The organism is Sphingopyxis sp. FD7 (assembly GCF_003609835.1).
Taxonomy (GTDB): domain Bacteria; phylum Pseudomonadota; class Alphaproteobacteria; order Sphingomonadales; family Sphingomonadaceae; genus Sphingopyxis.
In genome coordinates, this window is record NZ_AP017898.1 from 2815710 (window position 1) to 2834503 (window position 18794).

The window sequence follows — 18794 nt, forward strand, 5'->3', positions numbered from 1 at the left end:
AGCCTTGATCGACCTTTTGACCCGCCCCGCGCCGGCACCCGCCGCGCCCCGGCGCGGATATGCCCCCCTCCCCAACATGGCGCTCGCGCTACAGACGCTTGTCGAATGCACCGAGGCCGAGGAGGATCAGCCCCGCCTTGGCCTGCTCTATGGCAACAGCGGCTTCGGCAAGACCGTTGCCGCCGCCTTCGCCGCCGCGCAGACCGGCTCGGTCTATATCGAGGCAAAGAGCCTCTGGACCGTGCGCGCGCTGCTGGAGGCGAAGGCGGAGGAACTCGGCATCACCAAGCCGGAGCGCACCGCGCCACGCCTGCTGCGCCAGATCATCGACGAACTGAACCGCGCGCCGCGCCCCCTGATCATCGACGAGATGGACCACCTGGTCAAAAAGCAGATGGTCGAAATCATCCGCGACATTCACGACGCAACGTCGATCGCGATCCTGATGATCGGCGAAGAAGCGCTGCCGTCGAAGCTGAAAGAATGGGAGCGGTTCGACAACCGTATCCTCGTCGCAACGCCCGCGCAGCCCGCAACGGCCGAGGACGCACTGCTGCTCCGCGACCACTATGGCCTGAATGGCATCATCGCCGACGATCTCGCCATCTATTTCGCCGAGCGGTGCAAGGGCGTCACGCGCCGCATCGTCAACAACCTGCGCGCGGCTGCCCGCACCGCCGCGACCGAAGGTGTCGACACGATCGACCGCGCCTGGTGGGGGCCGCGCCTCGTCACCAACGGCGACATCCCGACGCGCCGGAGCCTCGGCCAGTGAGCCCGCGTCGGCCTCATCTCACTGCGCCGCCGCTCTATCGCCCGGCATTGGCTGTCGCGCAGCTTGTCAGGGCGCTGGATCCAACAGCTCGTCTTGTCCGGGCAACAAATGCTGTTGATGAACGGCTTCAGCGACGTGCCGAACAGCTTTGCGATATCCAAGACCGCGGACGTCTCCAACGTCTCGAACTACGGCTAATATATTGGCTGACCGAAGAGCATAAGCGCGCGCCAGCACCCACAGAGGCAGCCTGTCCGCTTCCGCAGTGCGATCCCACGTCGCGCGGCGCTTCGATGGCGTCGCCGTCGCAAAGGCCAGTGCGCGCTGCAACGCCGCCGCGCTCATGTCGCGCCAGCATTCCGGATCGTCATCGTCCAGCATTTGTCGAAACGACGCCTCTTCCTGCGGGGACAGAAGATCCAGCAGTTCGTCCGCAATCAGCCGCGCCTGCCACGCATAATCATCAAGGCTCATCCTGCATCGCTCCCACCGAATCGGACTGCAATAGCAGCCGCAAAGGCGCTGCGTAATGGCGACTTCGGCTCTCCCACGCTTCTGGCCGCCGCAGCATTGGGCCGCGCGTCAGCGTCTCGCCGATCCCGCCGAGGCGCTGTGGAGCGAGCTGCGCATCGCGCGCGGCGCGATTGACGTCGTCGAACTGACAATCCGCGCGATCGAGCATTGCGAGGACGCCTTCGCAATCCGCGGCGATGCCTTCCGCCGCTTCGATCAGCTGCTCGACGACTGGGTCGCGCGCGGCCTCGTCACCGTCACCGGCCATCCGGCCCGCTACGATCTTGTCAGGGAATATCAGCACTTGCGCTCGCCGCCACCGCCGCCCGCTCCGCGCGCCCTCCCGTTCCCGAAGCGGACCCAGCAACAACGGCTATGGACCGCTATGAAGGTGCTCCGGACATTCGACCTGCCGACCCTGTTGATGGCGGCCGACGCGAATCGCCGCGCGGCGCTCGACATGGTCCGCACCCTCGAACGCGGCGGATGGCTTCGCGCGACCGCCAACGGCTGGACCACCACCGCCGCGCGTAAATGGGGGCCGGTCGTTCCGTTGATGCGCCGCCAGATCGTCTCTGGCGTCAGCGTCATGCGCGTCACCGACCGCCTTACCGGCGCGATCGTCGACTTTCCGGCGCGCTCCTACGCCGCCCGCGCTCGCGGTCAGGACAATTCCAGCAACAGCTTAGCGGACGGGGGGTAGGTTAACCATGTCGGGTAACGTTAATAAAAACAGCGACTTGTCGAACCTCGATCGCGCGCGCGCGGCATGGGGACCGAACCTGCCTCGCTGGGTCCAGCTGCTCGCCAGCGCCTGCGATGCGACCAGCCAGCGGGTCGCCGGCGAAAAGCTCGGAAAATCGAGCGGCTACGTCAGCCGCCTGCTCAACAATTGCTATCCCGGCGATCTTGCCGAGGCCGAAAAGCTGGTCCGCGCCGCCTGGGGAAATGAGGATGTCGTCTGCCCGCTGTGGGGACCGATCCCGCTCGCCAGCTGCATGACCGCGCGCCGACGCACTCTGCCGCCGACGAACCGCGTCCATCATCTGCACCGCAGCACCTGTCCGACCTGCCCGAACAACAGCGACGAGCGGCATGACGAAGTGGAGGCCGCCTGATGCGCCCGCCCGCCGACGTCCGCCGCGTGCAATGGCGGGGAGCGGTCCTCGCCTTCTCCTGGCTGTTGCCGCTGCTCGCCACGCTGCTCACCGGCGTGATGGTGGTGACTCCGTGATCGCGCCGCCTCCGCCCCCGTCGCTGTGGAACCAGCTGCTGCTGGCGATCTCCAGCGTCCTCGCCGGCGCCTTCGTGGCCGCCGCCATCATCTTCGCCCCGCTCATCTGAAAGGAATAACCATGGGCCGCCGTAAAGCCGCACCTCAACAAGCGCCGACGACGCTCCCTGAAGCGATCGCCACGCTCGAACGCTATCTTTCCATCACGGGTGAGATCGACCGCACGAAGGCCGAAGCCGATCGCGCGATCCTTGCGATCCAGACGTCCCGCGACGAACTCGTCGCACCGATGAAGACGCAGGCCGAAGATCTGTTCCTTCAGCTGCGCGCATGGTGGGGCGTCGCCGGGCCGGACATGGCAAAGGGCCGCAAGTCGATCGAACTGGCCGGCGCGCTGATCGGCATCCGCACGACGACACCCAGCCTGAAACTTCCACGCGGCATGAAAGTCGAAGAGGCAGTGGCATTCGTCCAGGCGATCGTCGCCGACTATCCGGGCGCCCGCGATCTGCTTCGCGTCAAGACCGAGCTGGAAAAGCCGGCGCTCATCAAGCTGCTGCGCAGCTCGACGGCCGTCGGGCCGGTGGTGGAGCGGATCTCGCGCGGCGGCTTCACCGTCGCGCAGCGTGACGAATTCTTCATCGATCGCGCGGCGCCGAAAGAGCCCGATCCCGAAACCGTCGAAACGCCCGCGCCCGTGATTGCCGAGGTGCGCTCGTGATCCGCGTTCGCGGCGCCAGCGCGGGGGAGGTGCAGATCCTTCTTCGCTTCGACAACGGCTGGACTGCGTCGATCGCGCCGGGCGCCGACGGCACCGCCGTGCTCGCCGCCTGGGCCAGCCACGAGGACGAACCGCGCTTCGGCCTGTGCCGCGTCGCGGGCGGCGGCCCCGCGAGCGCCGGCGAAGTCGCCGCTTTCCTCTCCGACATCTTCAATGCAGCCGAGGTGAAATCCCATGACAAAACGATTTGAAGCCAGCACCTCGGACCGGGTCGGGTTCCACATGATCCGCGCCCAGGTGGTCCCCGACGCAGTCGGGCCGCACGACGCGCGCTTCACGGGGGTCGGCTTCGCGATCGTCGACGGGCGGCTGTCGATCGCGATCATGGATGCGATCACGGGCCTCACGCTGTCGGCCCGCGTCGATGGCGCCGACCTTGATCGCTTTTGCGGCATCTTTGCCGATCACCTCACCGAAGTGTCGCCAGAGGCGGCGAACGCCCAGCTGGAGGCCGTGTCATGGCCGACCATGCAATAAGCGACACCGTCACCATCCGCGTCGATCGCTTCCGTCGCTGGTTGCCCCAGCTCGTGGCTGCGACTGCCGAGATCGGCTGCATGGACGCGACCGAGCTGGTGGCGCCGTGCCGCATCGGATGGAATATCAAGCTTCGCGCCGCGATCATTCTCGCTGCCGTCGACGTCTTCGGCAAAAGCTGGAGTGAGATCGGCCGCGCCCTGGGCGGGCGCAATCATGCGACGATGAGGCATACCTATAAGACCGCCGAGCGGCTCGCCCAGCACGATGCAGAGTTCCAGAAGCTGTCGCAGCTGATCCTCGCGGTTGCGCGCGAGATCGCGCGGCGTCCGGCCATGACGGTCGAGATCGAGCCGGAGCTGCCGCTGTGAAGCCCAATCCCGGCCACTGCCCCGACGAGGCAATCGGCAAGCGCGTCCGCGTGCGGCTGGCTGACGGCTCGATCGCAAAGGACGTGCCCGGCGCCCCGCCGGGCTGGGCCGCCGATGGCCGGAACGGCTGCCGCTGGACGCTCACCGGCCACCCCCTCGACATCGCTGAATATGAGGTGATTTCATGAAAGCCGACGAAGAGAAGCTGCTCGCCTTCATCGCCAGTAGGATCGAAGCGACCGGCGAAGCCCCGACCTATAGGGAAATGCGGGCGCACACAGGACTTCAGAGCAACCACGGCGTCGCCCTTCGCATCGACCGCCTCTGCGCCCAGGGACATCTCGTCCGCAACGCGCGCGTCCACCGCGGGCTGAAGCTCGCGGGCTCGCCGTTGGGCAATATCCCGACCGCCGAGTTGCAGGCCGAACTGGCGCGCCGCGAGCGGGAGAGCGGACGATGACAACGCTCCTTCCCGACGAGGCGGCGATTGTCGCCGCATGGTCCGCGTCGGAGGCCGCCACCGAGTTGCTGCGTTTCGCGCGCGAAGGCCGCTTCAGCGGCAACATACCATTTTCGGATGACGTTGTCGGCAAGCTCGCAGACGCCATGCTGAAGGTGATCGACATCGAGGGGCCATCGCCCTTCCTGATCGCCGAAGAGCGTGAGCTTCTTGCCGCGTTTCGCGCCCACGTCGCCCAATTCATCGAAGGTTGGTGAAAATGAGCGACCTGCAATTCAAGTTGGCCGTGCAGCGCGTCACGCGCGGCAAGTTCGACATCGGCCTCTCCGGCGTGTTGCGCGATCTCTATAACGCCGGCCTTCCCGATCTCGGCGGCGCCCAGGTCGCGCGCCAGCTCCGCGCTCTCGGCTATCGCCGCGATGGATGGCACGGTACCGGCTATGACCGGACGCCCCGCTATGTGTGGGGGAACGCGTCGTGACCGTCCTTCCCGAACTGCGCCGCCGCCGCGCCGCGCCCGTCGATCCCAAGGTCGCGCTGATGCGTGCGATCATGGCCGCCTGCAAACGCCAGGGCGTCGATAACGAAACCCGCCGCGCGGCGCAAAAGCGTATCACCGGCAAGAACTCGATGACGGACATGACCGTGGCCGAGCTGATCCGCCTGCGCGATCATTTCAATCGCGGGTGGAATGGGCCGAAGAGCCAGCGACCGCACGTCGGCAAGATCCGCGCGCTTTGGTGGTCTCTCTACTGGATCGGCGCGATCGAGCGCGTCGATGACGAGGCGCTCAACGCCTTCGTCAAACGCCAGGCGCATATTCAGCACATCAATTTCCTCGACCATCGCGGCGCCATGCCGGTGATCGAAGGGCTGAAGGCTTGGTTGGAGCGCGAAGGCGTTATGTGGTGGTCGGCGGAGCAACTCGCCGGCGTGGTCGCGACCGGCGCGATGACATCGGCGGGCACGCCCTTTTCGCAGGCCGAGGCCGATCGCCATGCCGTCCTGAGCCAGCTCGCGGCCCGCCTCGACGACGCGGGCTTGATGAACAGGCTCGCGCTCTACAGCTGGATTGGCAACGCCGTCGGCCGCCCGACCTTGAACCAATGGACCTTCTCGGCGTCCGAGCTGGATCAGGCTCTCCGCGCCCTTGGCAAGAAATACCGCGCGCATCTCGCAAAGGAGCAGCGGCTGTGAGCGGCCACACGATTCGCGATAGCTTCCGTGGCGCCGTTCCTGTTTGGCGTCAGACCGGGCCGCACACCGTGGAGCGCGTCGGTGTGCCCGCCCTGATCGGCGTGTCCCTCGATGTCGACGCTTTGGTCAGCAAGCTGGGTGAAAAAGCCCTGAAGTCGAAAGGCAAGCGAGCGACAGCCTTCCATGGCGCTCTTGTCCTTCAGGTCAAGGAATTGCCGGAATGACCTGCCACCCCATCAATTTCGGCAATGACACCCGCGGTTTCGTCTGCACAGGTCGGCGCGGGCGCCGCAAGTGCATCGAGTGCGGCCAGGCCGCCGACCTGCTCTGCGACTGGAAGGTCAAGGCGCGGCGCACAGGCACCTGCGACGCGCCGATCTGCTCGATCTGCACGAGCAAGCCCGCCGAAGGCAAAGATCTGTGTCCGAAGCACGCGGCCGAATGGGCTGCCTATCCGAAGGCGGGCGCCCGATGAAGCTCGATCGCCCCTGCACGATCGATGAGCTGCCGATCCCCGCCGACGCCCGCGTCACCAAAAAGTGGACCGAGCAGATGCGCGAAATGGCCGCCCATATCGGCGCCTATCGCACGCTCCTGGTCGTTGACGCTCTCGGGGGGCAGTCGATTTACATCCCGGCGTCGTCCGCGCGCGGTCGGTTGGCGGAGGTCATCGGCGAAGAGGGCGCCGCGATCATGTCGCGGATCTACGGCTGCAACCGGATCCGCGTCCCGGTCGGACGTGCCGCGCTCCATGAGGCGCGCCGCGCCGGCGTCATCGCGGCGATCCGCGAAAAGCGGATGACGATCGGCGAGGCGGTTCCGATCCTCGGAACCTCGCGCAGCTATCTCAGCCACCTCGTCAACGCGACCGACGAGGGCGATGATGCGGCGCCCTTTGTCCCCAGGCGATCCCGTCATGATCCACGCCAGCTCGATATGTTCGCCGTGTCGAGCGACGCCGAATGAAGCGGCAGCAACCGGTAGCGGCCGATACCGCCGCGTTTGCGCGGTCTATGAGGGCGGCGGCCGATCAGCCCGACGCGATGGAGATTCTGGACCCCACCTATCGGGCCGCCGCAATCCTGTTTGCGCGCGGCATTTATGTCGAGCCATGCCGGCGCTTGATCCCGCAGCATCCGATCGTCTATCTCGCCTGCTGGCCCGATGGTGAACGACGCCATCTTTCCGAAACCGAACTCCTCACGCTCGCTGGCGCCCCCGCCGGACAGGTGTCCGCGAACGGACGCCGCATTCTACCAGATCGTCCTGACAATGTGATCCCCGCGCGCGGCGCCTGAAAGGCGCCGCTGTTTTGCAGCTGCATTGGGGTTTCACATGGGTTCAACACTGGCAAAGTTCATGGTCTATTGGCCGCTTGCCGTTTTCGCGCTGCCGATCCTGCTGGCGGTCGGCCTTCTCTGGCTCCGCACCAAGTTCCCCGAACTGGCCGCGTTCAACCAGGCGGTCAAAGACATCGCCGATCTCAAATCCAAGGTCGGCATTTTCGAAGTCGAGCTGAAGGAGTTGCGCAACGACATCGAAAGTGAGCCGACCCGCGCCCAGGTGCTGGCACAGCTCGCCGACGCGATCGCGCGGCTGAGCCGGGTCGAAGGCGGGATCGAGGGCGTCAACCGCCAGCTTCAGGCACAGAGCCAGTGGATACAGGCCCTCGCGCTGCCGGAGGGACGCCGGTGATCCATCCTGCCATTGCTCCGACCGTTCGGCGGGCGATCCTCGATCTCATTCACGACGTCGGCGGCGAGGTCGATGACGACACAGCGACGATCCTGCTCAACGAGATCGGTCATCGCGTCGCGCGATCGGATGTCGCCGACGAAATCCGCTGGCTCGCCGACAAGGGGCTCCTGAAGGTCACCGAAACGCCCGCGATGCTCGTCATCGCCTCGACGAGCGACGGCCGCGACACGGCCATGGGCCGCCTGCGGTTCGAAGGCGTCAGCCGTCACAAGACGGGCGAATGACGTGGCGCCCCGTTCCTCTATCGAGCGCAACCCGGCCCTTCAGGCTGCCGTCGAACGGCTGATCGCCGAAGGCGAGCACACGATCGACGAGATCCACGAAGCGGTCGCCGAATATGGCGTCTCGCGCTCGGCCGTCGGTCGCTACGCCAATCGCTACCGCCCGCTTGTCGACACCATCATCCGCGATCGCGCCGTCCGGCAGGCGATGCAAAAGCATCTGCCTGCCGGCGTGGACACCGGCCTGATCGACATCGCCATCCATCGCGCGCAGTCGGAAGTCCTGCGCGCGATGGATGCCATGGGCGACGATGAGGAGCCCGCGAACGCCGATCGCATCGCCAAGCTCGTTCGCGCTCTCAATGGCGTCATCAAGGCGATGCGCGAAAAGCGCGAGTTCGAGGAGGAGGTCCGCGCCAGCGAACGTCAACGCGCCGCCGACGCGGCCGTCGAGGCATTGGCCGAAGCGGGCGCCGGCGAAGCACAGATCGACACGATCCGCCGCCGCATCCTCGGTATGCGGGAAAAGCCGCAATGAGCGGTGCCGATCAGCCCGAACCGCTCCTGCGCTTTGCCGGGCGGCGCCCCGACGAGGGCATCCGCGCGGCCACGCCGTTTCCGCTCGCGGTCGCGCTGCGCGACTATGCGATCGCGCGGGGGCTCGCGATCGACAAGCTGGAGCGCAGCCGCGTCCGCGTGTCCGGGAGCATTTATCTCGCGATGACCGATTGCAGCGGGCGCTGCTGGAATATGCGCGTCTCCAACCATCGCCGCCCGCGACGCACCGGCCATCCGACCCCGCACATCGATCTCATCAGCTTGGACGGCGTCGCCGGCATCGCCGTCGGTCGCCGCCTGATCGACGACATCATCGCCGGGAATGTGCCGTGGTTCGATCCAGACGCGACCGTCCGCCCCCTCCCGCGCACCCGCCGCAACAGCAGGATACGCCGCCGATGAACGCCGCCGCCGAAGCCCCGACGGTGCTGCTGCCGTATCAGGTCGAAAGCATCGAACTCGCCGAGGAGCATCAATTCCTCGTGGTCGAAAAGTCGCGCCGTATCGGCCTGTCCTACGCCTTCTCGCCCTGGGCGAACCTTATGGCATCGGTCGCGACCGGCGCGCAGAACGTCTACTATATCGGCTACAATCTCGACATGGCGCGCGAGTTCATCGGCTATTGCGCCGACTTCGCGCAGGCATTCGAGGATGTCCGCGTTTCGCTGCCCGACGAGGATCGGGCCGACAGCTTCGTCCAGCGCCGTTTCGACGGGAGCTATCTCGATACGGCGGGCAAAGTCCTGGTCGATGCCGCCGACGGCGATTTCCGCTCCGATCGCGTTGTCCAGGAGGCGCGCGGCGGCTTCCTGATCAAAGGCGACGCCGGCAAGTCGATCAAATCCTTCCGGATAGACTTTCCGTCGGGCAAGGCGGTGGTCGCGCTGCCGTCCAGCCCGCGATCGGTGCGCGGTAAGCAGGGCATCTTCATCATTGATGAAGCGGCCTTTCACGACAATCTGGAAGAGCTGATCAAGGCGATCCTCGCCGCCCTCATGTGGGGCGGCCGCGTCATCGTCATTTCGACCCACGACGGCACTGACAATTATTTCAACACCCTGGTCGAAGAGATCCGCGCCGGCAAGCGCGGCGGCCACGTTCACCGCATCACGCTGAAGGATGCGATCGCCGCCGGGCTCTACCAGCGCATTTGCCTTGTCCAGGGGAAGGACTGGACGCCCGAGGCCGAGGCGAAGTGGGAGGCCGATCTCCGCAAGACCTATGGCGACGCCGCCGACGAAGAGCTGGACGTTATTCCTTCACGCGGGACCGGCACCTATCTCGCGCGCGCCACGATCATCGAAGCGATGTCGGCCGAACTCCCCGTCGTTCGCCTTCGCTGCCCCGATGGCTTCGAACGGTGGGATGACGAACGACGCCGCGATTGGCTGCTCGAATTCCTTGAGGACGAGGTCAAGCCCTGGCTCGGCAGCTTCGATCCCTCCCGCCGCACCTTCATGGGTCAGGATTTCGCGCGCTCCGGCGACGTCTCGCCGGTCAAGTTTGGGCAGCATGACGAATATATGCGCTTGGTCTGCCGACTGACGCTGGAAATGCGCAATGTCCCCTTTTCGGATCAGGAATTCATCCTCGAATGGCTGATCCGCCGCGTCCCGCATTTCGCCGGCGGCAAGATGGACGCCCGAGGCAACGGCTCGGCGCTCGCCGAGAAAATGCAGATGCTCTTCGGCTTCGATGTGATCGAGGCGGTGATGGCGAGCGACAAGACCTACCTGAAATATATGCCGCTGCTGAAAGCGGGGATCGAGGATCGGACGTTCGTAATCCCCTATGACGAGGGCGAACTCGACGATTTGCGGATGATCAAGATGATCCGCGGCATCCCGAAAATCCCCGACGGACCGCAGCGGAGCAAGGAAGACGGCAAGATCGCCCGGCGCCACGGCGATAACGCGATTGCCGACATGCACCTGATCGCCGCCGCTGCCGAAGATCCCGGCGACATCGAATTCATGAGCGCCGGCTCGCGCACAAGCAACGCCGGTGACTTCGGCACCAGCAATCGCGGCTTCGGCACCGTGTCGCGCCGCTCATCCGGAGGATTTGGACTATGAACGCTCGCACCCGCAAGCGGACGGCGACGGCCGCGAACCGCAGGCTGCCGGCGCAGCTCGGCGCGGAGATCGCGACGACGGCCGACGGCCGCGACATCACCCAGCCATTCATTTCGGGGTTGCGCCAGCCCGCCGATCCGCGCCTTGCCGGTGCGGTCGATTGGGGCGTCTACGATAGCGTCTATCAGGACGATCAGGTCAAATCGACGTTCCAGCAGCGCCGTCTCGCCGTCGTCAAGCATACCTGGTCGACCTTGCCTGGCGACGAGAATGATCCGCGATCGGTCGAGGCCGCCGAACGCTTCGGCGCGACGATGGACCGCATCGGCTGGGACCGCATCACCGACAAGATGCTCTATGGCATCTATAACGGATACGCCGTCTCCGAAATCATGTGGGGCGCCCGTGATGGGCTGATCGACATCGACCGCGTTAAGGTCCGCCACGCGCGCCGCTTCCGCTACGACGCGCAAATGCGGCTCCGGATGCTGACCATGGCTGGTGGCCTCGGCGAGATTCTGCCCGATCGCAAATTCTGGGTGTTCAAGTCGGGCGGATCGAACGACGACGAGCCCTATGGTCGCGGCCTCGCCGAATGGCTCTATTGGCCGGTGCTGTTCAAGCGCAACGGTATCGGCTTCTGGAACATCTTCCTCGACAAGTTCGGCTCGCCGACGGCCGTTGGCAAGTTCCGGCCCGGCACGCCGAAGTCCGAGCAGGCCAAATTGCTCGCCGCGCTGCAGGCGATCGCCACCGACAGCGGGATTGCTGTTCCAGAGGGCATGGTAATCGAGCTGCTCGAAGCCGCGCGATCGGGAACCGGCAATTACGAGCAGCTCGTCCGCTACATGGACGAGGCGATCGCCAAGATCGTCCTCTCGCAGACGATGACCACGCAAAACGGCTCCAGCTTGAGCCAGGCCGAGGTGCATCAGGACGTGAAGTTCGAAGTCGTCAAATCCGACTCCGATCTGCTCTGCGACAGCTTCAATGCCGAGGTGCCCCGCTGGTGGACCGATCTCAACTATGGCCCCGACGTCGCCAGTCCGATCGTCTCGCGCCCGGTCGAGCAGGAAGCCGACACCAGGGCGCAGGCCGAAACCGACGAAAGCCTTGACCGCCTCGGCTGGGTCCGCACCGAGGAAAGCTTCCGCGACACCTATGGCGACGGCTATGTCCGCAAGCCGAAAGCGGCCGATCCCGCCGATGGCGACAAGGTCGACGTCGACGATCCGGACGCCGACGAGGCGAACGATAACGATCCCGCCGATCCCAATGTCAACGACCGCAATATCAGCTTCGCGGCCGACGATCCGCGCCCGCTCTACGTTTACCGTCCCTTGACCGAGGAAAGCGCGACCGAGCTGCTCGCCTGGGCGCGGGAGGAGGGCTTCACCGAATTGATGGAGCCCAAGGATCTGCACGTCACCGTCATGTATTCCCGCCGCCCGGTGAATTGGATGAAGATGGGCGGCTTTTGGGGCTGGGGTCCAGACACGAGCGAGCATCTCGTCCCCTTCGGCGGCCCGCGCCTGGTCGACCGGATTGGCGCCGACGGCGCCGTCGCGCTCCACTTCTTCTCGGGCCATCTCAACCAGCGCAATCGCGAGATGCGCGACGCCGGATGCAGCTGGGATTATCCCGACTATCTGCCGCACATCACCTTCACTTACTGGCCGGGCGACGTCGACCTGAAAAAGGTGACCCCGTTCCGCGGCGAGCTGCGGTTCGGTCCCGAGGTTTTCGAGCCGATCCAGTCGGAGTGGGAAAAGGAAATCCGCGAGGCGAGCTTCGCCGAAAGCGACGTCCCCGACAGTGCGACCGACAAACTGGTCGACGATCTGATCGCCGAAGACGGCTACCGCGCCGTCCGCGCGCTCACCGATCCCATGCTGGGCGCGATCCGCGCCGCCCGGTCACCCGCCGAGCTGCTCGCCATCCTCGGCGCCGGCCCCGGCGACACCGCGCCGATCGGCGCCGACCTCGAAGCCGCCGGCCTCGCCGCCTCGCTCGATGCCGGGGAGAGCAACGATGACTGATCGCGCGATCATCGACAAAATCCGCAAGCTGCTCGCACTCGCGAAAGGTTCGACTGAGCATGAGGCGGCCGCCGCGCTCGCCAAGGCGCGCGAAATGATGGACGCGCACGGCGTGTCCGACGCGCATATCGCTATGGCCGATATCGAGGAGGCAACCGCGCGCGCATCGCGGACGCAGCGACCGCCGCGATGGGAAGGCATCTTGTGCGCCACCGTGCGCCGCGCCCTTGGCGTGGAAGTCTTCATCACCGCTTGCGGCGACCGAACCTACGTCGGGCGGGCACCGGCGGCTGAGATCGCGGCCTATGCCTTCGCAGTGCTGTTTCGTCGGCTGAAGGCGGCGCGCGCAGACTATATCCGGACGCAGCTCAAGCGGTGCGGACCGGCGCGGAAACGCCAACGCGCCGACATATTCTGTGAAGGGTGGGCAATCGCCGTTTTCCAGAAGATCGCTGAGCTGATGCCCGAACCGCAAGGAGATGAACTGATCGGCCAATATCTGGCTGAGAGGCATCCGCACCTCGCGCCCGTCGGCTCCCGCGCTGCGAAGCTCAAAGGCCGAGTCGCGGGCAACGACTATTGGCGCGGTCGCGAGGCGGGTCATGACGTCCAGCTTCATATGGGTGTCGGCGGCACAGCCGCGCGGCTGGCGTTGCCAGCGTGAAGCGGGCGCGGCCGACATATCCGCGCGTCAATTGCCTCGTGCCGGGCTGCAAGCGGGGCACGACTCGCGCCGCGCCGCATAACGACGGCTCGCCGCCTGAAGTCATCTGCGGGCCGCACTGGCGCACCGTGCCGAAGGAATGGCGGCGGCGTCTCTCGCTATACGCGCGTCGATATCGCGCGGCCGAGGCAAAGGATGACCAGCGCGGCATGAGGATGGCGGGTCAGCTCTGGTGGTCGCGCTGGCGCCGCATCGGCGATCTATTTCGCGAGCCCGAGAGCGAAATGGTCGAGGACATGCCGATTACCTTGGTCGAACGGCTCAAGGCAGAGGGCCTGCTATGACGACGCGCCCCGACCTCCGCGACACGATCTACATGGACCCAGGCGACATCATTGCCGCCTGGGTCGAGCGGTCGAACTATCGCTTTTCCGAGCATTGGACCGACACTTGGCAGGAAGAGCACGCGGCAGCCTTCACCGTCGCCAAGATCGCGAAGCTCGATCTCCTCACCGCGATCCACAAATCGCTCGACGACGTCATCCAAGGCGGCGGCACGTTCGAGCAGTGGAAGGCGAACCTGCTCCCCGAGCTGAAGAAGCACGGCTGGTGGGGCGTCGTCCAGGACGAGGCGCTGACCGGCACGCCCGATCCCGTCATTGTCAACGAACGCCGCCTGCGCACAATCTACCGGACCAACATCCGGATGAGCATGGCGGCTGGCCGGTGGCGCAAATATCAGCGCGAAAAGGAGCTGTTCCCCTATCTGCGTTACCGCTCTGACCATTTCCGCAAGCACCCGCGCCTCGATCACAAGAGCTGGCACGGCCTGATCCTGCGCGTCGATGATCACGCGTGGCAATGGATGTTCCCGCCTAACGGCTGGGGCTGCAATTGCCGCGTCGAGCAGGTCAGCGAAGCGCGGATGCGCCGCATGGGCTGGAAGCTCGACGAGGCGCCCAATCCGCCGCGCCACGACTTCATAACGGCGGCGGGCGAGATCGTGTCGGTGCCGCAGGGTGTCGCGCCGGGCTTCGGCTACAATCCCGGCACCGCGCACCTTCGCGTCCTCGCCGATCGCGCGACGGCTTCGCTGAAATCCGCCCTTGCGGCTGGCAACGATCAAGCCGCCCACCACACGCTCCGTCAACTGATCGGCGACCCGGCGTTCGAGCAGTTCCTTGCGATGCCGGATGGTGCGTTCCCCGTCGCGATCCTCGATCCGGATCATCAGGCCACGATCGCGGCCGCATCGCGCATCGTCATGCTGCCGGGCAAGGTATATCGCAAACAACTGGGCGAGTTCCCCAACATTTCTTCCGGTCATCCCGAACTGACGATTGCGGATTATCGGATGCTTCCCGACATCGTCGAACGTGCCATTCTCGTCGCGATGCAGGGCGACAACCGTTTGATCTATTTCGCTGACGAAGCTGGCCGTCTCTGGAAGGCGGTAGTTCGTCAGGACGCCGGGGTCGGATTTCCGGCGGTGGTGAGTTTCCACAGGAGTCGCGCGCGCAACATCGCACCCGAAACGCGCAATCTCGAAATCCTGCTGGATCGCCGCTAATGACGGAAGGGGCAGCGAGCGGCAGGGACTTCCGGTCCCCTGCTAAAGCGGTCGACGGCCGAAACCTCGCGCTACGGAGGGAAGAATTCACCGCGTCGCGCTCACTGCACGGCCGATATAGCACCCAAGCCATCAATTCTCAATTCCCGCCGAAAGAGGCGGGGGAAAGGGCGTTGGCGCGCCCTTTAACCGACGGAGGACACCCGTCATGGCCCAACCGGTTCCGCTCTAGAAAACGAAGAGCTGGACCACCCCGCCTGTCCGACCGGACGGCGGAACGAATAGGGAACATTGATAATCGTGTCGAGTCTGCCTTCCTCTCCCGCGGCGGGGCTGTCGCCCGTTGCGCCGACCCGTCCTGTCGCAGGCTACATCGGTGGCAAGCGCAACCTTGCCAAGCGTATCGTGCAGCGGATCAACACTATCCCGCACGTCACCTATGCGGAGCCCTTCGTCGGCATGGGCGGTATTTTCCTGCGCCGGGATCATCGACCGCAGGCCGAGGCGATCAACGATTGGTCGGCCGATGTTGCGACCTTCTTTCGCATCCTCCAACGGCACTACGTCGCCTTCATGGACATGCTTCGCTTCCAGCTGACGACGCGGCTGGGTTTCGAGCAGCTTCTTCGCACCGATCCGACCACGCTGACCGATCTGGAGCGCGCCGCGCGCTTCCTTTATCTTCAGCGGGCATCCTTCGGCGGAAAGGTCGCCGGCCGCGTCTTCGGCGTGTCGCCGACGACGGCGGCGCGCTTCGACATCACCAAGCTGGCGCCGCTGCTCGAAGCGGCTCATGAGCGGCTGGCATCCGTCACGATCGAGCGGCTGCCCTGGTCGGAGTTTATCACCCGCTATGACCGGCCGGGGACGCTCTTCTATCTCGACCCGCCTTATTATGGGTCTGAGCGCGACTATGTCGGCGACGATTGCAAGCCTCTTTTCGAGCGCAGGGAGTTCGAGGCGATGGCCGAGCAACTCGGCGCCATCCGCGGGCGCTTCCTGCTCAGCGTCAACGACCATCCGGACGTCCGCGCGATCTTCGCGGGCTTCGATATGGAGGCCGTCAAGACCACCTATTCGGTCGGCGGGATGGACCGCGCCAAGCGCGTCGGCGAGCTGGTCATTTCAGGAGGGGGCAGCGGGTGATTTCGCGTCCCACTTCGCGTCCCAGTTCCGCGTGGCCGGCCAAAAACTCCGCGAGGCTCTGCCCCGCAGATATGTGCGCTTTGCGACGTCCCACTTAGAAAACCGCATAAGTGGGACGCACCGACGCGTTTCTGCGCCTTTCAGGGCCATTGAAACGCCATTTTCGCCGCAATGCACGTCATCCCGGCCAAAAATTCGATATCCCACGTCGAAACCGCAAAAATCCCGGATTTCGGCCACTTCGGTCCCGCCCAAATGCCCCGATGTCCCCGCATATCCCGTCACACCATTATTGGCCGGTCACAATCGAGGCATTTCTGAAGGAAACGGCGATGCCGCCGACGGTCTTTGGCCGCGCGGCGGTGCGCGACCCGCGCCTCGTCAGCGACCTGCGCGGCGGACGCGAACCGGGCGCGAGATTGAAAAGACGTGTGGAACATTTCATGAACAAGTGGCGCGCGGAGCGTGTGAGCGAATGCGCCGAAACGGAAGCCGCGGCATGATGTCCTGGTCGCCCGCACGCCCGCCGCGCCCCGGTTGCCCGCACCGCCGCCTGCGCCACCTGCTGACCCGCGAGCTGCCGCTCGGCCTGGCCGCCGACGCCTCGACATTCCGCCCCTGGGCCAGCGCGAGCTTCGTCGGCGCGCGTCATATCTTTCCCTGCACCCTTGCCGCGGGCGAGGCCGAGCCGATGCGCCGCGCGCTACAGGAGCGGCTGGGCGCGCTCGAATGGCGGCTGCCCGGCCATATCGTCGCCGATGTCGCGGTGGAGTGCGGGCGCGATCCGCAGATGCTGCGGATCGAGATTTTGACGGTCGAGGATTAGCCGACCGATTGCCGCGTCATCCGCTGCAAGGTGCCGAGCGCGGCTTCGAGCGCGAAGTCGATCTCGGGCTCCTCGGCGGGAACCGCCGCGTCCGCGCCCGGAATCGCCGCGCGCGCGACCGCCGCCTGTCGGCGCCGCGCGAGGCCCGCCTCGAAGCGCGCGACCATCGCGGCGAGCGACGTGTCGGCGAGGTCGGATGCAGGCGCGGGAGCGGTCATTTCGGCGGGCTGGAGCCAGGGCGCGTCGGCACCGAGATCCTCTTCGGTCGCCAGGTCGGCGAGGATCAGCTCGTCGTCGGCCGCGATGTCGACACCTTCGCCGCGCGCGGGATCGGCGGCGGCTTGAAGAACGGGCGCCTCGAAACCATCGAGCCCGCCCGCGGGCAGATCACGCCCCGCGCGGAGCGGGGGGCGCAGCGAATCGTCGGGGTGGAGGTCGGCGCGGCGGCGCGTGAACACGGGCTCGTCATCGTCGCTCGCTTCGGCGTGCCGACGAAACGGATTGCGCAGCCGCGACAGACCGGCGGCCTCCGGTCTGGCGATCAGCAGCGCGACAAAACCGGCGATCAGCGCCGCGACCGCCGCCATGCCAAAGGCGAGCGCGAGGCGCCCGCCATTGCCGACCGGCGGCACGAACAGATCCGAAAGGCGGTCGAGATAGAGGTTCCAGCTGATCGCGCTGACCCAGGCGAAGGGCATCAGCGCGGCAAAGAGGAAGGTCAGCGCGGCAGCGCCGATCACCGCGGGGATCGCGGGCCGGAGCGCGCGCAGCAGCGCGCCCGCCATGCCCTTTGCCCCATAGTCGCTCGTCTCGTCCATATCGTCCCAAATCCATGGCCCCATCGGGCCCGCGTCGCGTCGTGCCATTTGCCTCATGCGCCGCGCAGCAGTCGCTGGTAAACCGGCTCGTAACGTAAAATGTTTGATGACCAGTTACGATGGCTTTCGACAAAAATACGTGCCGTCCGCCGCCTTTCGGGCCACATCTCGCGATTTGCCAGCAGCTTGTCGAGCGCATCCGCCATCGCTGCCGGATCGTCGGGCGCGAACAGCGTGCCGGTTGCGCCATCCTCGATCAGTTCGCGGTGTCCGCCGACATCCGACGCCGCGACCAGCCTGCCCTGCGCCATCGCCTCGAGCGGTTTCAGCGGCGTCACAAGGTCGGTCAGCCGCATCTTCTTGCGCGGATAGGCGAGGATGTCGATCAGCGAATAATAACGCTCGACCTCGCCATGCGGCACGCGGCCAACGAAATGGATCCGCGCCGATGCGGGCGACGCCGCCGCCTGGGCCTTCAGCGCCGCCTCCATCGGCCCGCCGCCGACGAGCAGCAGCCGCGCCGTCGGCTGCGCGGCGACGAGCGCGGGCATCGCGGCGATCAGGTCGTCGATCCCCTCATAATCGTAAAAGCTGCCGATATAGCCGATCACCGCATCATCGGCCGCGATTCCCAGTTCGGCCGCGAGCGCATCGTCGCGCGGCGGCGGGTCGCCGAACAGGTCCAGATCGACGCCGTTCGGCGACACAATAATCTTCGCCGGGTCGATCCCGCGCGCGATCAGGTCGCCGCGCAGCCCGTCGCAGATCACCGCGACCGCATCGGCCGATCGGACGGCGTGCGTTTCGACCGCCTTGGTCAGCCGGTAGCGCAGGCTGCCCTCGCGTCCCGTCCCGTTGCCGACCGCCGCATCCTCCCAGAAAGCGCGGATTTCATAAATGACCGGGATACCCAGCCGCTTGCCGATGCGCAGCGCCGCCAGTCCGTCCAACACCGGCGAATGGGCATGGAGAACATCGGGTTTCCAGTCCCGCGCCAGCGCCTCGACGCGCCGCGCCAGCGCGCCGATCTCGCGCCATTCGCGCAGCGGCGAGCGCGCGGGCGCGATCGGCGGCGTGCGATAGAAGGTCAATCCGTCGACCGTTTCGCCATCAGGGCCAGGCTCGGGATGCCGAACGCCGGTGACGCCCGCGACTTCCCACCCCTTTGCGACCTGCGCCTTCATCAGCGCGCGGGTACGAAAGGTATAGCCGCTGTGCGTCGGCAGGCTATGGTCGAGAACATGCAATATGCGGGTCATCGTGCGGGGCTTTGACAGACAAGGCTTAACGCGGCGTCAACCCCGATAGCCT

The 18794-nt window shown here is 65.9% G+C and carries 30 protein-coding genes; 27 read left to right on the plus strand and 3 right to left on the minus strand.

All coding sequences use genetic code 11. The annotated features are described in order from the left end of the window. Nucleotides 1–4 precede the first annotated feature (4 nt). On the plus strand, nt 5–775 hold the full coding sequence (locus tag SPYCA_RS13465) for an AAA family ATPase (RefSeq protein ID WP_232003315.1): 771 nt from the start codon (nt 5–7) through the stop codon (nt 773–775). A gap of 66 nt (nt 776–841) precedes the next feature. Here the strand turns inward: SPYCA_RS13465 and SPYCA_RS19080 are convergent, their stop codons facing one another. Further along, nucleotides 842–1249, minus strand: a complete 408-nt coding sequence (locus SPYCA_RS19080) for a hypothetical protein (protein ID WP_146625139.1) — start codon at nt 1247–1249, stop codon at nt 842–844. A gap of 55 nt (nt 1250–1304) precedes the next feature. Between SPYCA_RS19080 and SPYCA_RS13470 the strand changes: the two genes are divergently transcribed. The 26 genes from SPYCA_RS13470 (at nt 1305) to SPYCA_RS13600 (ending at nt 16665) form a co-directional block, all read left to right on the plus strand. Continuing rightward, a complete protein-coding gene (locus tag SPYCA_RS13470; protein WP_120221174.1) occupies nt 1305–1991 on the plus strand; it encodes a hypothetical protein in 687 nt (228 codons plus the stop codon). Nucleotides 1992–2028: 37 nt separating this feature from the next. Next, complete coding sequence (locus tag SPYCA_RS13475) at nt 2029–2406, plus strand: hypothetical protein (RefSeq protein ID WP_232003316.1); 378 nt, start codon at nt 2029–2031, stop codon at nt 2404–2406. 237 nt (nt 2407–2643) lie between these two features. Then, a complete protein-coding gene (locus tag SPYCA_RS13480; protein ID WP_120221178.1) occupies nt 2644–3243 on the plus strand; it encodes a host-nuclease inhibitor Gam family protein in 600 nt (199 codons plus the stop codon). Next, nucleotides 3240–3494: a hypothetical protein gene (locus SPYCA_RS13485; protein ID WP_120221180.1), complete on the plus strand. Its 255-nt coding sequence runs from the start codon at nt 3240–3242 to the stop codon at nt 3492–3494. The genes SPYCA_RS13480 and SPYCA_RS13485 overlap by 4 nt, the downstream gene beginning before the upstream one ends. Then, complete coding sequence (locus SPYCA_RS13490) at nt 3478–3780, plus strand: hypothetical protein (protein ID WP_146625140.1); 303 nt, start codon at nt 3478–3480, stop codon at nt 3778–3780. The genes SPYCA_RS13485 and SPYCA_RS13490 overlap by 17 nt, the downstream gene beginning before the upstream one ends. Beyond that, nucleotides 3762–4151, plus strand: coding sequence for a hypothetical protein (locus tag SPYCA_RS13495; protein ID WP_120221185.1), 390 nt, complete (start codon nt 3762–3764; stop codon nt 4149–4151). The genes SPYCA_RS13490 and SPYCA_RS13495 overlap by 19 nt, the downstream gene beginning before the upstream one ends. Beyond that, on the plus strand, nt 4148–4339 hold the full coding sequence (locus SPYCA_RS13500) for a hypothetical protein (protein ID WP_120221187.1): 192 nt from the start codon (nt 4148–4150) through the stop codon (nt 4337–4339). Before SPYCA_RS13495 ends, SPYCA_RS13500 begins: the two co-directional genes overlap by 4 nt. After that, the gene (locus tag SPYCA_RS13505; RefSeq protein ID WP_120221189.1) at nt 4336–4611 is read left to right on the plus strand and encodes a hypothetical protein; all 276 of its coding nucleotides are present in this window, start codon (nt 4336–4338) and stop codon (nt 4609–4611) included. The genes SPYCA_RS13500 and SPYCA_RS13505 overlap by 4 nt, the downstream gene beginning before the upstream one ends. Beyond that, a complete protein-coding gene (locus SPYCA_RS13510) occupies nt 4608–4868 on the plus strand; it encodes a hypothetical protein (RefSeq protein WP_120221191.1) in 261 nt (86 codons plus the stop codon). The genes SPYCA_RS13505 and SPYCA_RS13510 overlap by 4 nt, the downstream gene beginning before the upstream one ends. Before the next feature lie 2 nt (nt 4869–4870). After that, a complete protein-coding gene (locus tag SPYCA_RS13515; RefSeq protein WP_120221193.1) occupies nt 4871–5092 on the plus strand; it encodes a hypothetical protein in 222 nt (73 codons plus the stop codon). Then, complete coding sequence (locus SPYCA_RS13520) at nt 5089–5808, plus strand: regulatory protein GemA (protein ID WP_146625141.1); 720 nt, start codon at nt 5089–5091, stop codon at nt 5806–5808. Before SPYCA_RS13515 ends, SPYCA_RS13520 begins: the two co-directional genes overlap by 4 nt. After that, nucleotides 5805–6032, plus strand: a complete 228-nt coding sequence (locus tag SPYCA_RS13525; protein WP_120221197.1) for a hypothetical protein — start codon at nt 5805–5807, stop codon at nt 6030–6032. The genes SPYCA_RS13520 and SPYCA_RS13525 overlap by 4 nt, the downstream gene beginning before the upstream one ends. Beyond that, entirely contained in the window at nt 6029–6283 is a 255-nt protein-coding gene (locus SPYCA_RS13530) for a hypothetical protein (RefSeq protein ID WP_120221199.1), read from the plus strand. The genes SPYCA_RS13525 and SPYCA_RS13530 overlap by 4 nt, the downstream gene beginning before the upstream one ends. Next, a complete protein-coding gene (locus SPYCA_RS13535; protein ID WP_120221201.1) occupies nt 6280–6774 on the plus strand; it encodes a hypothetical protein in 495 nt (164 codons plus the stop codon). Before SPYCA_RS13530 ends, SPYCA_RS13535 begins: the two co-directional genes overlap by 4 nt. Beyond that, a complete protein-coding gene (locus SPYCA_RS13540) occupies nt 6771–7106 on the plus strand; it encodes a hypothetical protein (protein ID WP_120221203.1) in 336 nt (111 codons plus the stop codon). The genes SPYCA_RS13535 and SPYCA_RS13540 overlap by 4 nt, the downstream gene beginning before the upstream one ends. A 37-nt stretch (nt 7107–7143) precedes the next feature. Further along, the gene (locus tag SPYCA_RS13545) at nt 7144–7503 is read left to right on the plus strand and encodes a hypothetical protein (protein ID WP_146625143.1); all 360 of its coding nucleotides are present in this window, start codon (nt 7144–7146) and stop codon (nt 7501–7503) included. Then, on the plus strand, nt 7500–7790 hold the full coding sequence (locus SPYCA_RS13550) for a hypothetical protein (RefSeq protein WP_120221207.1): 291 nt from the start codon (nt 7500–7502) through the stop codon (nt 7788–7790). The genes SPYCA_RS13545 and SPYCA_RS13550 overlap by 4 nt, the downstream gene beginning before the upstream one ends. Nucleotide 7791: 1 nt before the next feature. Beyond that, nucleotides 7792–8325 carry a phage protein Gp27 family protein gene (locus SPYCA_RS13555; protein ID WP_120221209.1) on the plus strand — a complete coding sequence of 178 codons (534 nt, stop codon included), beginning with the start codon at nt 7792–7794 and terminating at the stop codon, nt 8323–8325. Then, on the plus strand, nt 8322–8747 hold the full coding sequence (locus tag SPYCA_RS13560; protein WP_120221211.1) for a hypothetical protein: 426 nt from the start codon (nt 8322–8324) through the stop codon (nt 8745–8747). Before SPYCA_RS13555 ends, SPYCA_RS13560 begins: the two co-directional genes overlap by 4 nt. After that, nucleotides 8744–10420 (plus strand): hypothetical protein, encoded by a 1677-nt coding sequence (locus SPYCA_RS13565; RefSeq protein ID WP_120221213.1) that lies wholly within the window; start codon nt 8744–8746, stop codon nt 10418–10420. The genes SPYCA_RS13560 and SPYCA_RS13565 overlap by 4 nt, the downstream gene beginning before the upstream one ends. Further along, nucleotides 10417–12459, plus strand: coding sequence for a phage portal protein family protein (locus tag SPYCA_RS13570; protein ID WP_120221215.1), 2043 nt, complete (start codon nt 10417–10419; stop codon nt 12457–12459). The genes SPYCA_RS13565 and SPYCA_RS13570 overlap by 4 nt, the downstream gene beginning before the upstream one ends. After that, nucleotides 12452–13123, plus strand: a complete 672-nt coding sequence (locus SPYCA_RS13575) for a DUF2786 domain-containing protein (RefSeq protein WP_172595081.1) — start codon at nt 12452–12454, stop codon at nt 13121–13123. The genes SPYCA_RS13570 and SPYCA_RS13575 overlap by 8 nt, the downstream gene beginning before the upstream one ends. Before the next feature lie 232 nt (nt 13124–13355). Beyond that, complete coding sequence (locus tag SPYCA_RS13585; protein WP_146625144.1) at nt 13356–14693, plus strand: phage head morphogenesis protein; 1338 nt, start codon at nt 13356–13358, stop codon at nt 14691–14693. A gap of 309 nt (nt 14694–15002) precedes the next feature. Then, nucleotides 15003–15839 (plus strand): DNA adenine methylase, encoded by an 837-nt coding sequence (locus SPYCA_RS13590; protein ID WP_120222347.1) that lies wholly within the window; start codon nt 15003–15005, stop codon nt 15837–15839. A gap of 263 nt (nt 15840–16102) precedes the next feature. Then, complete coding sequence (locus SPYCA_RS13595) at nt 16103–16342, plus strand: hypothetical protein (RefSeq protein ID WP_120221221.1); 240 nt, start codon at nt 16103–16105, stop codon at nt 16340–16342. Further along, entirely contained in the window at nt 16339–16665 is a 327-nt protein-coding gene (locus SPYCA_RS13600; protein WP_232003318.1) for a hypothetical protein, read from the plus strand. The genes SPYCA_RS13595 and SPYCA_RS13600 overlap by 4 nt, the downstream gene beginning before the upstream one ends. Here the strand turns inward: SPYCA_RS13600 and SPYCA_RS13605 are convergent. Further along, nucleotides 16662–17483: a hypothetical protein gene (locus SPYCA_RS13605; protein WP_120222349.1), complete on the minus strand. Its 822-nt coding sequence runs from the start codon at nt 17481–17483 to the stop codon at nt 16662–16664. The genes SPYCA_RS13600 and SPYCA_RS13605 overlap by 4 nt on opposite strands. Before the next feature lie 53 nt (nt 17484–17536). Further along, nucleotides 17537–18742 carry a TIGR04063 family PEP-CTERM/XrtA system glycosyltransferase gene (locus tag SPYCA_RS13610; RefSeq protein WP_120221223.1) on the minus strand — a complete coding sequence of 402 codons (1206 nt, stop codon included), beginning with the start codon at nt 18740–18742 and terminating at the stop codon, nt 17537–17539. Nucleotides 18743–18794 lie beyond the last annotated feature (52 nt).

What these genes read in the sequence shown, in the direction of transcription:
- SPYCA_RS13595 (WP_120221221.1), top strand. Translation starts at nt 16,103, where the DNA reads ATGTCCCCGCATATCCCGTCACACCATTATTGGCCGGTCACAATCGAG.
- SPYCA_RS19080 (WP_146625139.1), bottom strand. Translation starts at nt 1,249, where the DNA reads ATGAGCCTTGATGATTATGCGTGGCAGGCGCGGCTGATTGCGGACGAA.
- SPYCA_RS13510 (WP_120221191.1), top strand. Translation starts at nt 4,608, where the DNA reads ATGACAACGCTCCTTCCCGACGAGGCGGCGATTGTCGCCGCATGGTCC.
- SPYCA_RS13515 (WP_120221193.1), top strand. Translation starts at nt 4,871, where the DNA reads ATGAGCGACCTGCAATTCAAGTTGGCCGTGCAGCGCGTCACGCGCGGC.
- SPYCA_RS13535 (WP_120221201.1), top strand. Translation starts at nt 6,280, where the DNA reads ATGAAGCTCGATCGCCCCTGCACGATCGATGAGCTGCCGATCCCCGCC.
- SPYCA_RS13560 (WP_120221211.1), top strand. Translation starts at nt 8,322, where the DNA reads ATGAGCGGTGCCGATCAGCCCGAACCGCTCCTGCGCTTTGCCGGGCGG.
- SPYCA_RS13480 (WP_120221178.1), top strand. Translation starts at nt 2,644, where the DNA reads ATGGGCCGCCGTAAAGCCGCACCTCAACAAGCGCCGACGACGCTCCCT.
- SPYCA_RS13605 (WP_120222349.1), bottom strand. Translation starts at nt 17,483, where the DNA reads ATGGACGAGACGAGCGACTATGGGGCAAAGGGCATGGCGGGCGCGCTG.
- SPYCA_RS13530 (WP_120221199.1), top strand. Translation starts at nt 6,029, where the DNA reads ATGACCTGCCACCCCATCAATTTCGGCAATGACACCCGCGGTTTCGTC.
- SPYCA_RS13505 (WP_120221189.1), top strand. Translation starts at nt 4,336, where the DNA reads ATGAAAGCCGACGAAGAGAAGCTGCTCGCCTTCATCGCCAGTAGGATC.
- SPYCA_RS13600 (WP_232003318.1), top strand. Translation starts at nt 16,339, where the DNA reads ATGATGTCCTGGTCGCCCGCACGCCCGCCGCGCCCCGGTTGCCCGCAC.
- SPYCA_RS13540 (WP_120221203.1), top strand. Translation starts at nt 6,771, where the DNA reads ATGAAGCGGCAGCAACCGGTAGCGGCCGATACCGCCGCGTTTGCGCGG.
- SPYCA_RS13565 (WP_120221213.1), top strand. Translation starts at nt 8,744, where the DNA reads ATGAACGCCGCCGCCGAAGCCCCGACGGTGCTGCTGCCGTATCAGGTC.
- SPYCA_RS13490 (WP_146625140.1), top strand. Translation starts at nt 3,478, where the DNA reads ATGACAAAACGATTTGAAGCCAGCACCTCGGACCGGGTCGGGTTCCAC.
- SPYCA_RS13575 (WP_172595081.1), top strand. Translation starts at nt 12,452, where the DNA reads ATGACTGATCGCGCGATCATCGACAAAATCCGCAAGCTGCTCGCACTC.
- SPYCA_RS13470 (WP_120221174.1), top strand. Translation starts at nt 1,305, where the DNA reads ATGGCGACTTCGGCTCTCCCACGCTTCTGGCCGCCGCAGCATTGGGCC.
- SPYCA_RS13610 (WP_120221223.1), bottom strand. Translation starts at nt 18,742, where the DNA reads ATGACCCGCATATTGCATGTTCTCGACCATAGCCTGCCGACGCACAGC.
- SPYCA_RS13495 (WP_120221185.1), top strand. Translation starts at nt 3,762, where the DNA reads ATGGCCGACCATGCAATAAGCGACACCGTCACCATCCGCGTCGATCGC.
- SPYCA_RS13545 (WP_146625143.1), top strand. Translation starts at nt 7,144, where the DNA reads ATGGGTTCAACACTGGCAAAGTTCATGGTCTATTGGCCGCTTGCCGTT.
- SPYCA_RS13570 (WP_120221215.1), top strand. Translation starts at nt 10,417, where the DNA reads ATGAACGCTCGCACCCGCAAGCGGACGGCGACGGCCGCGAACCGCAGG.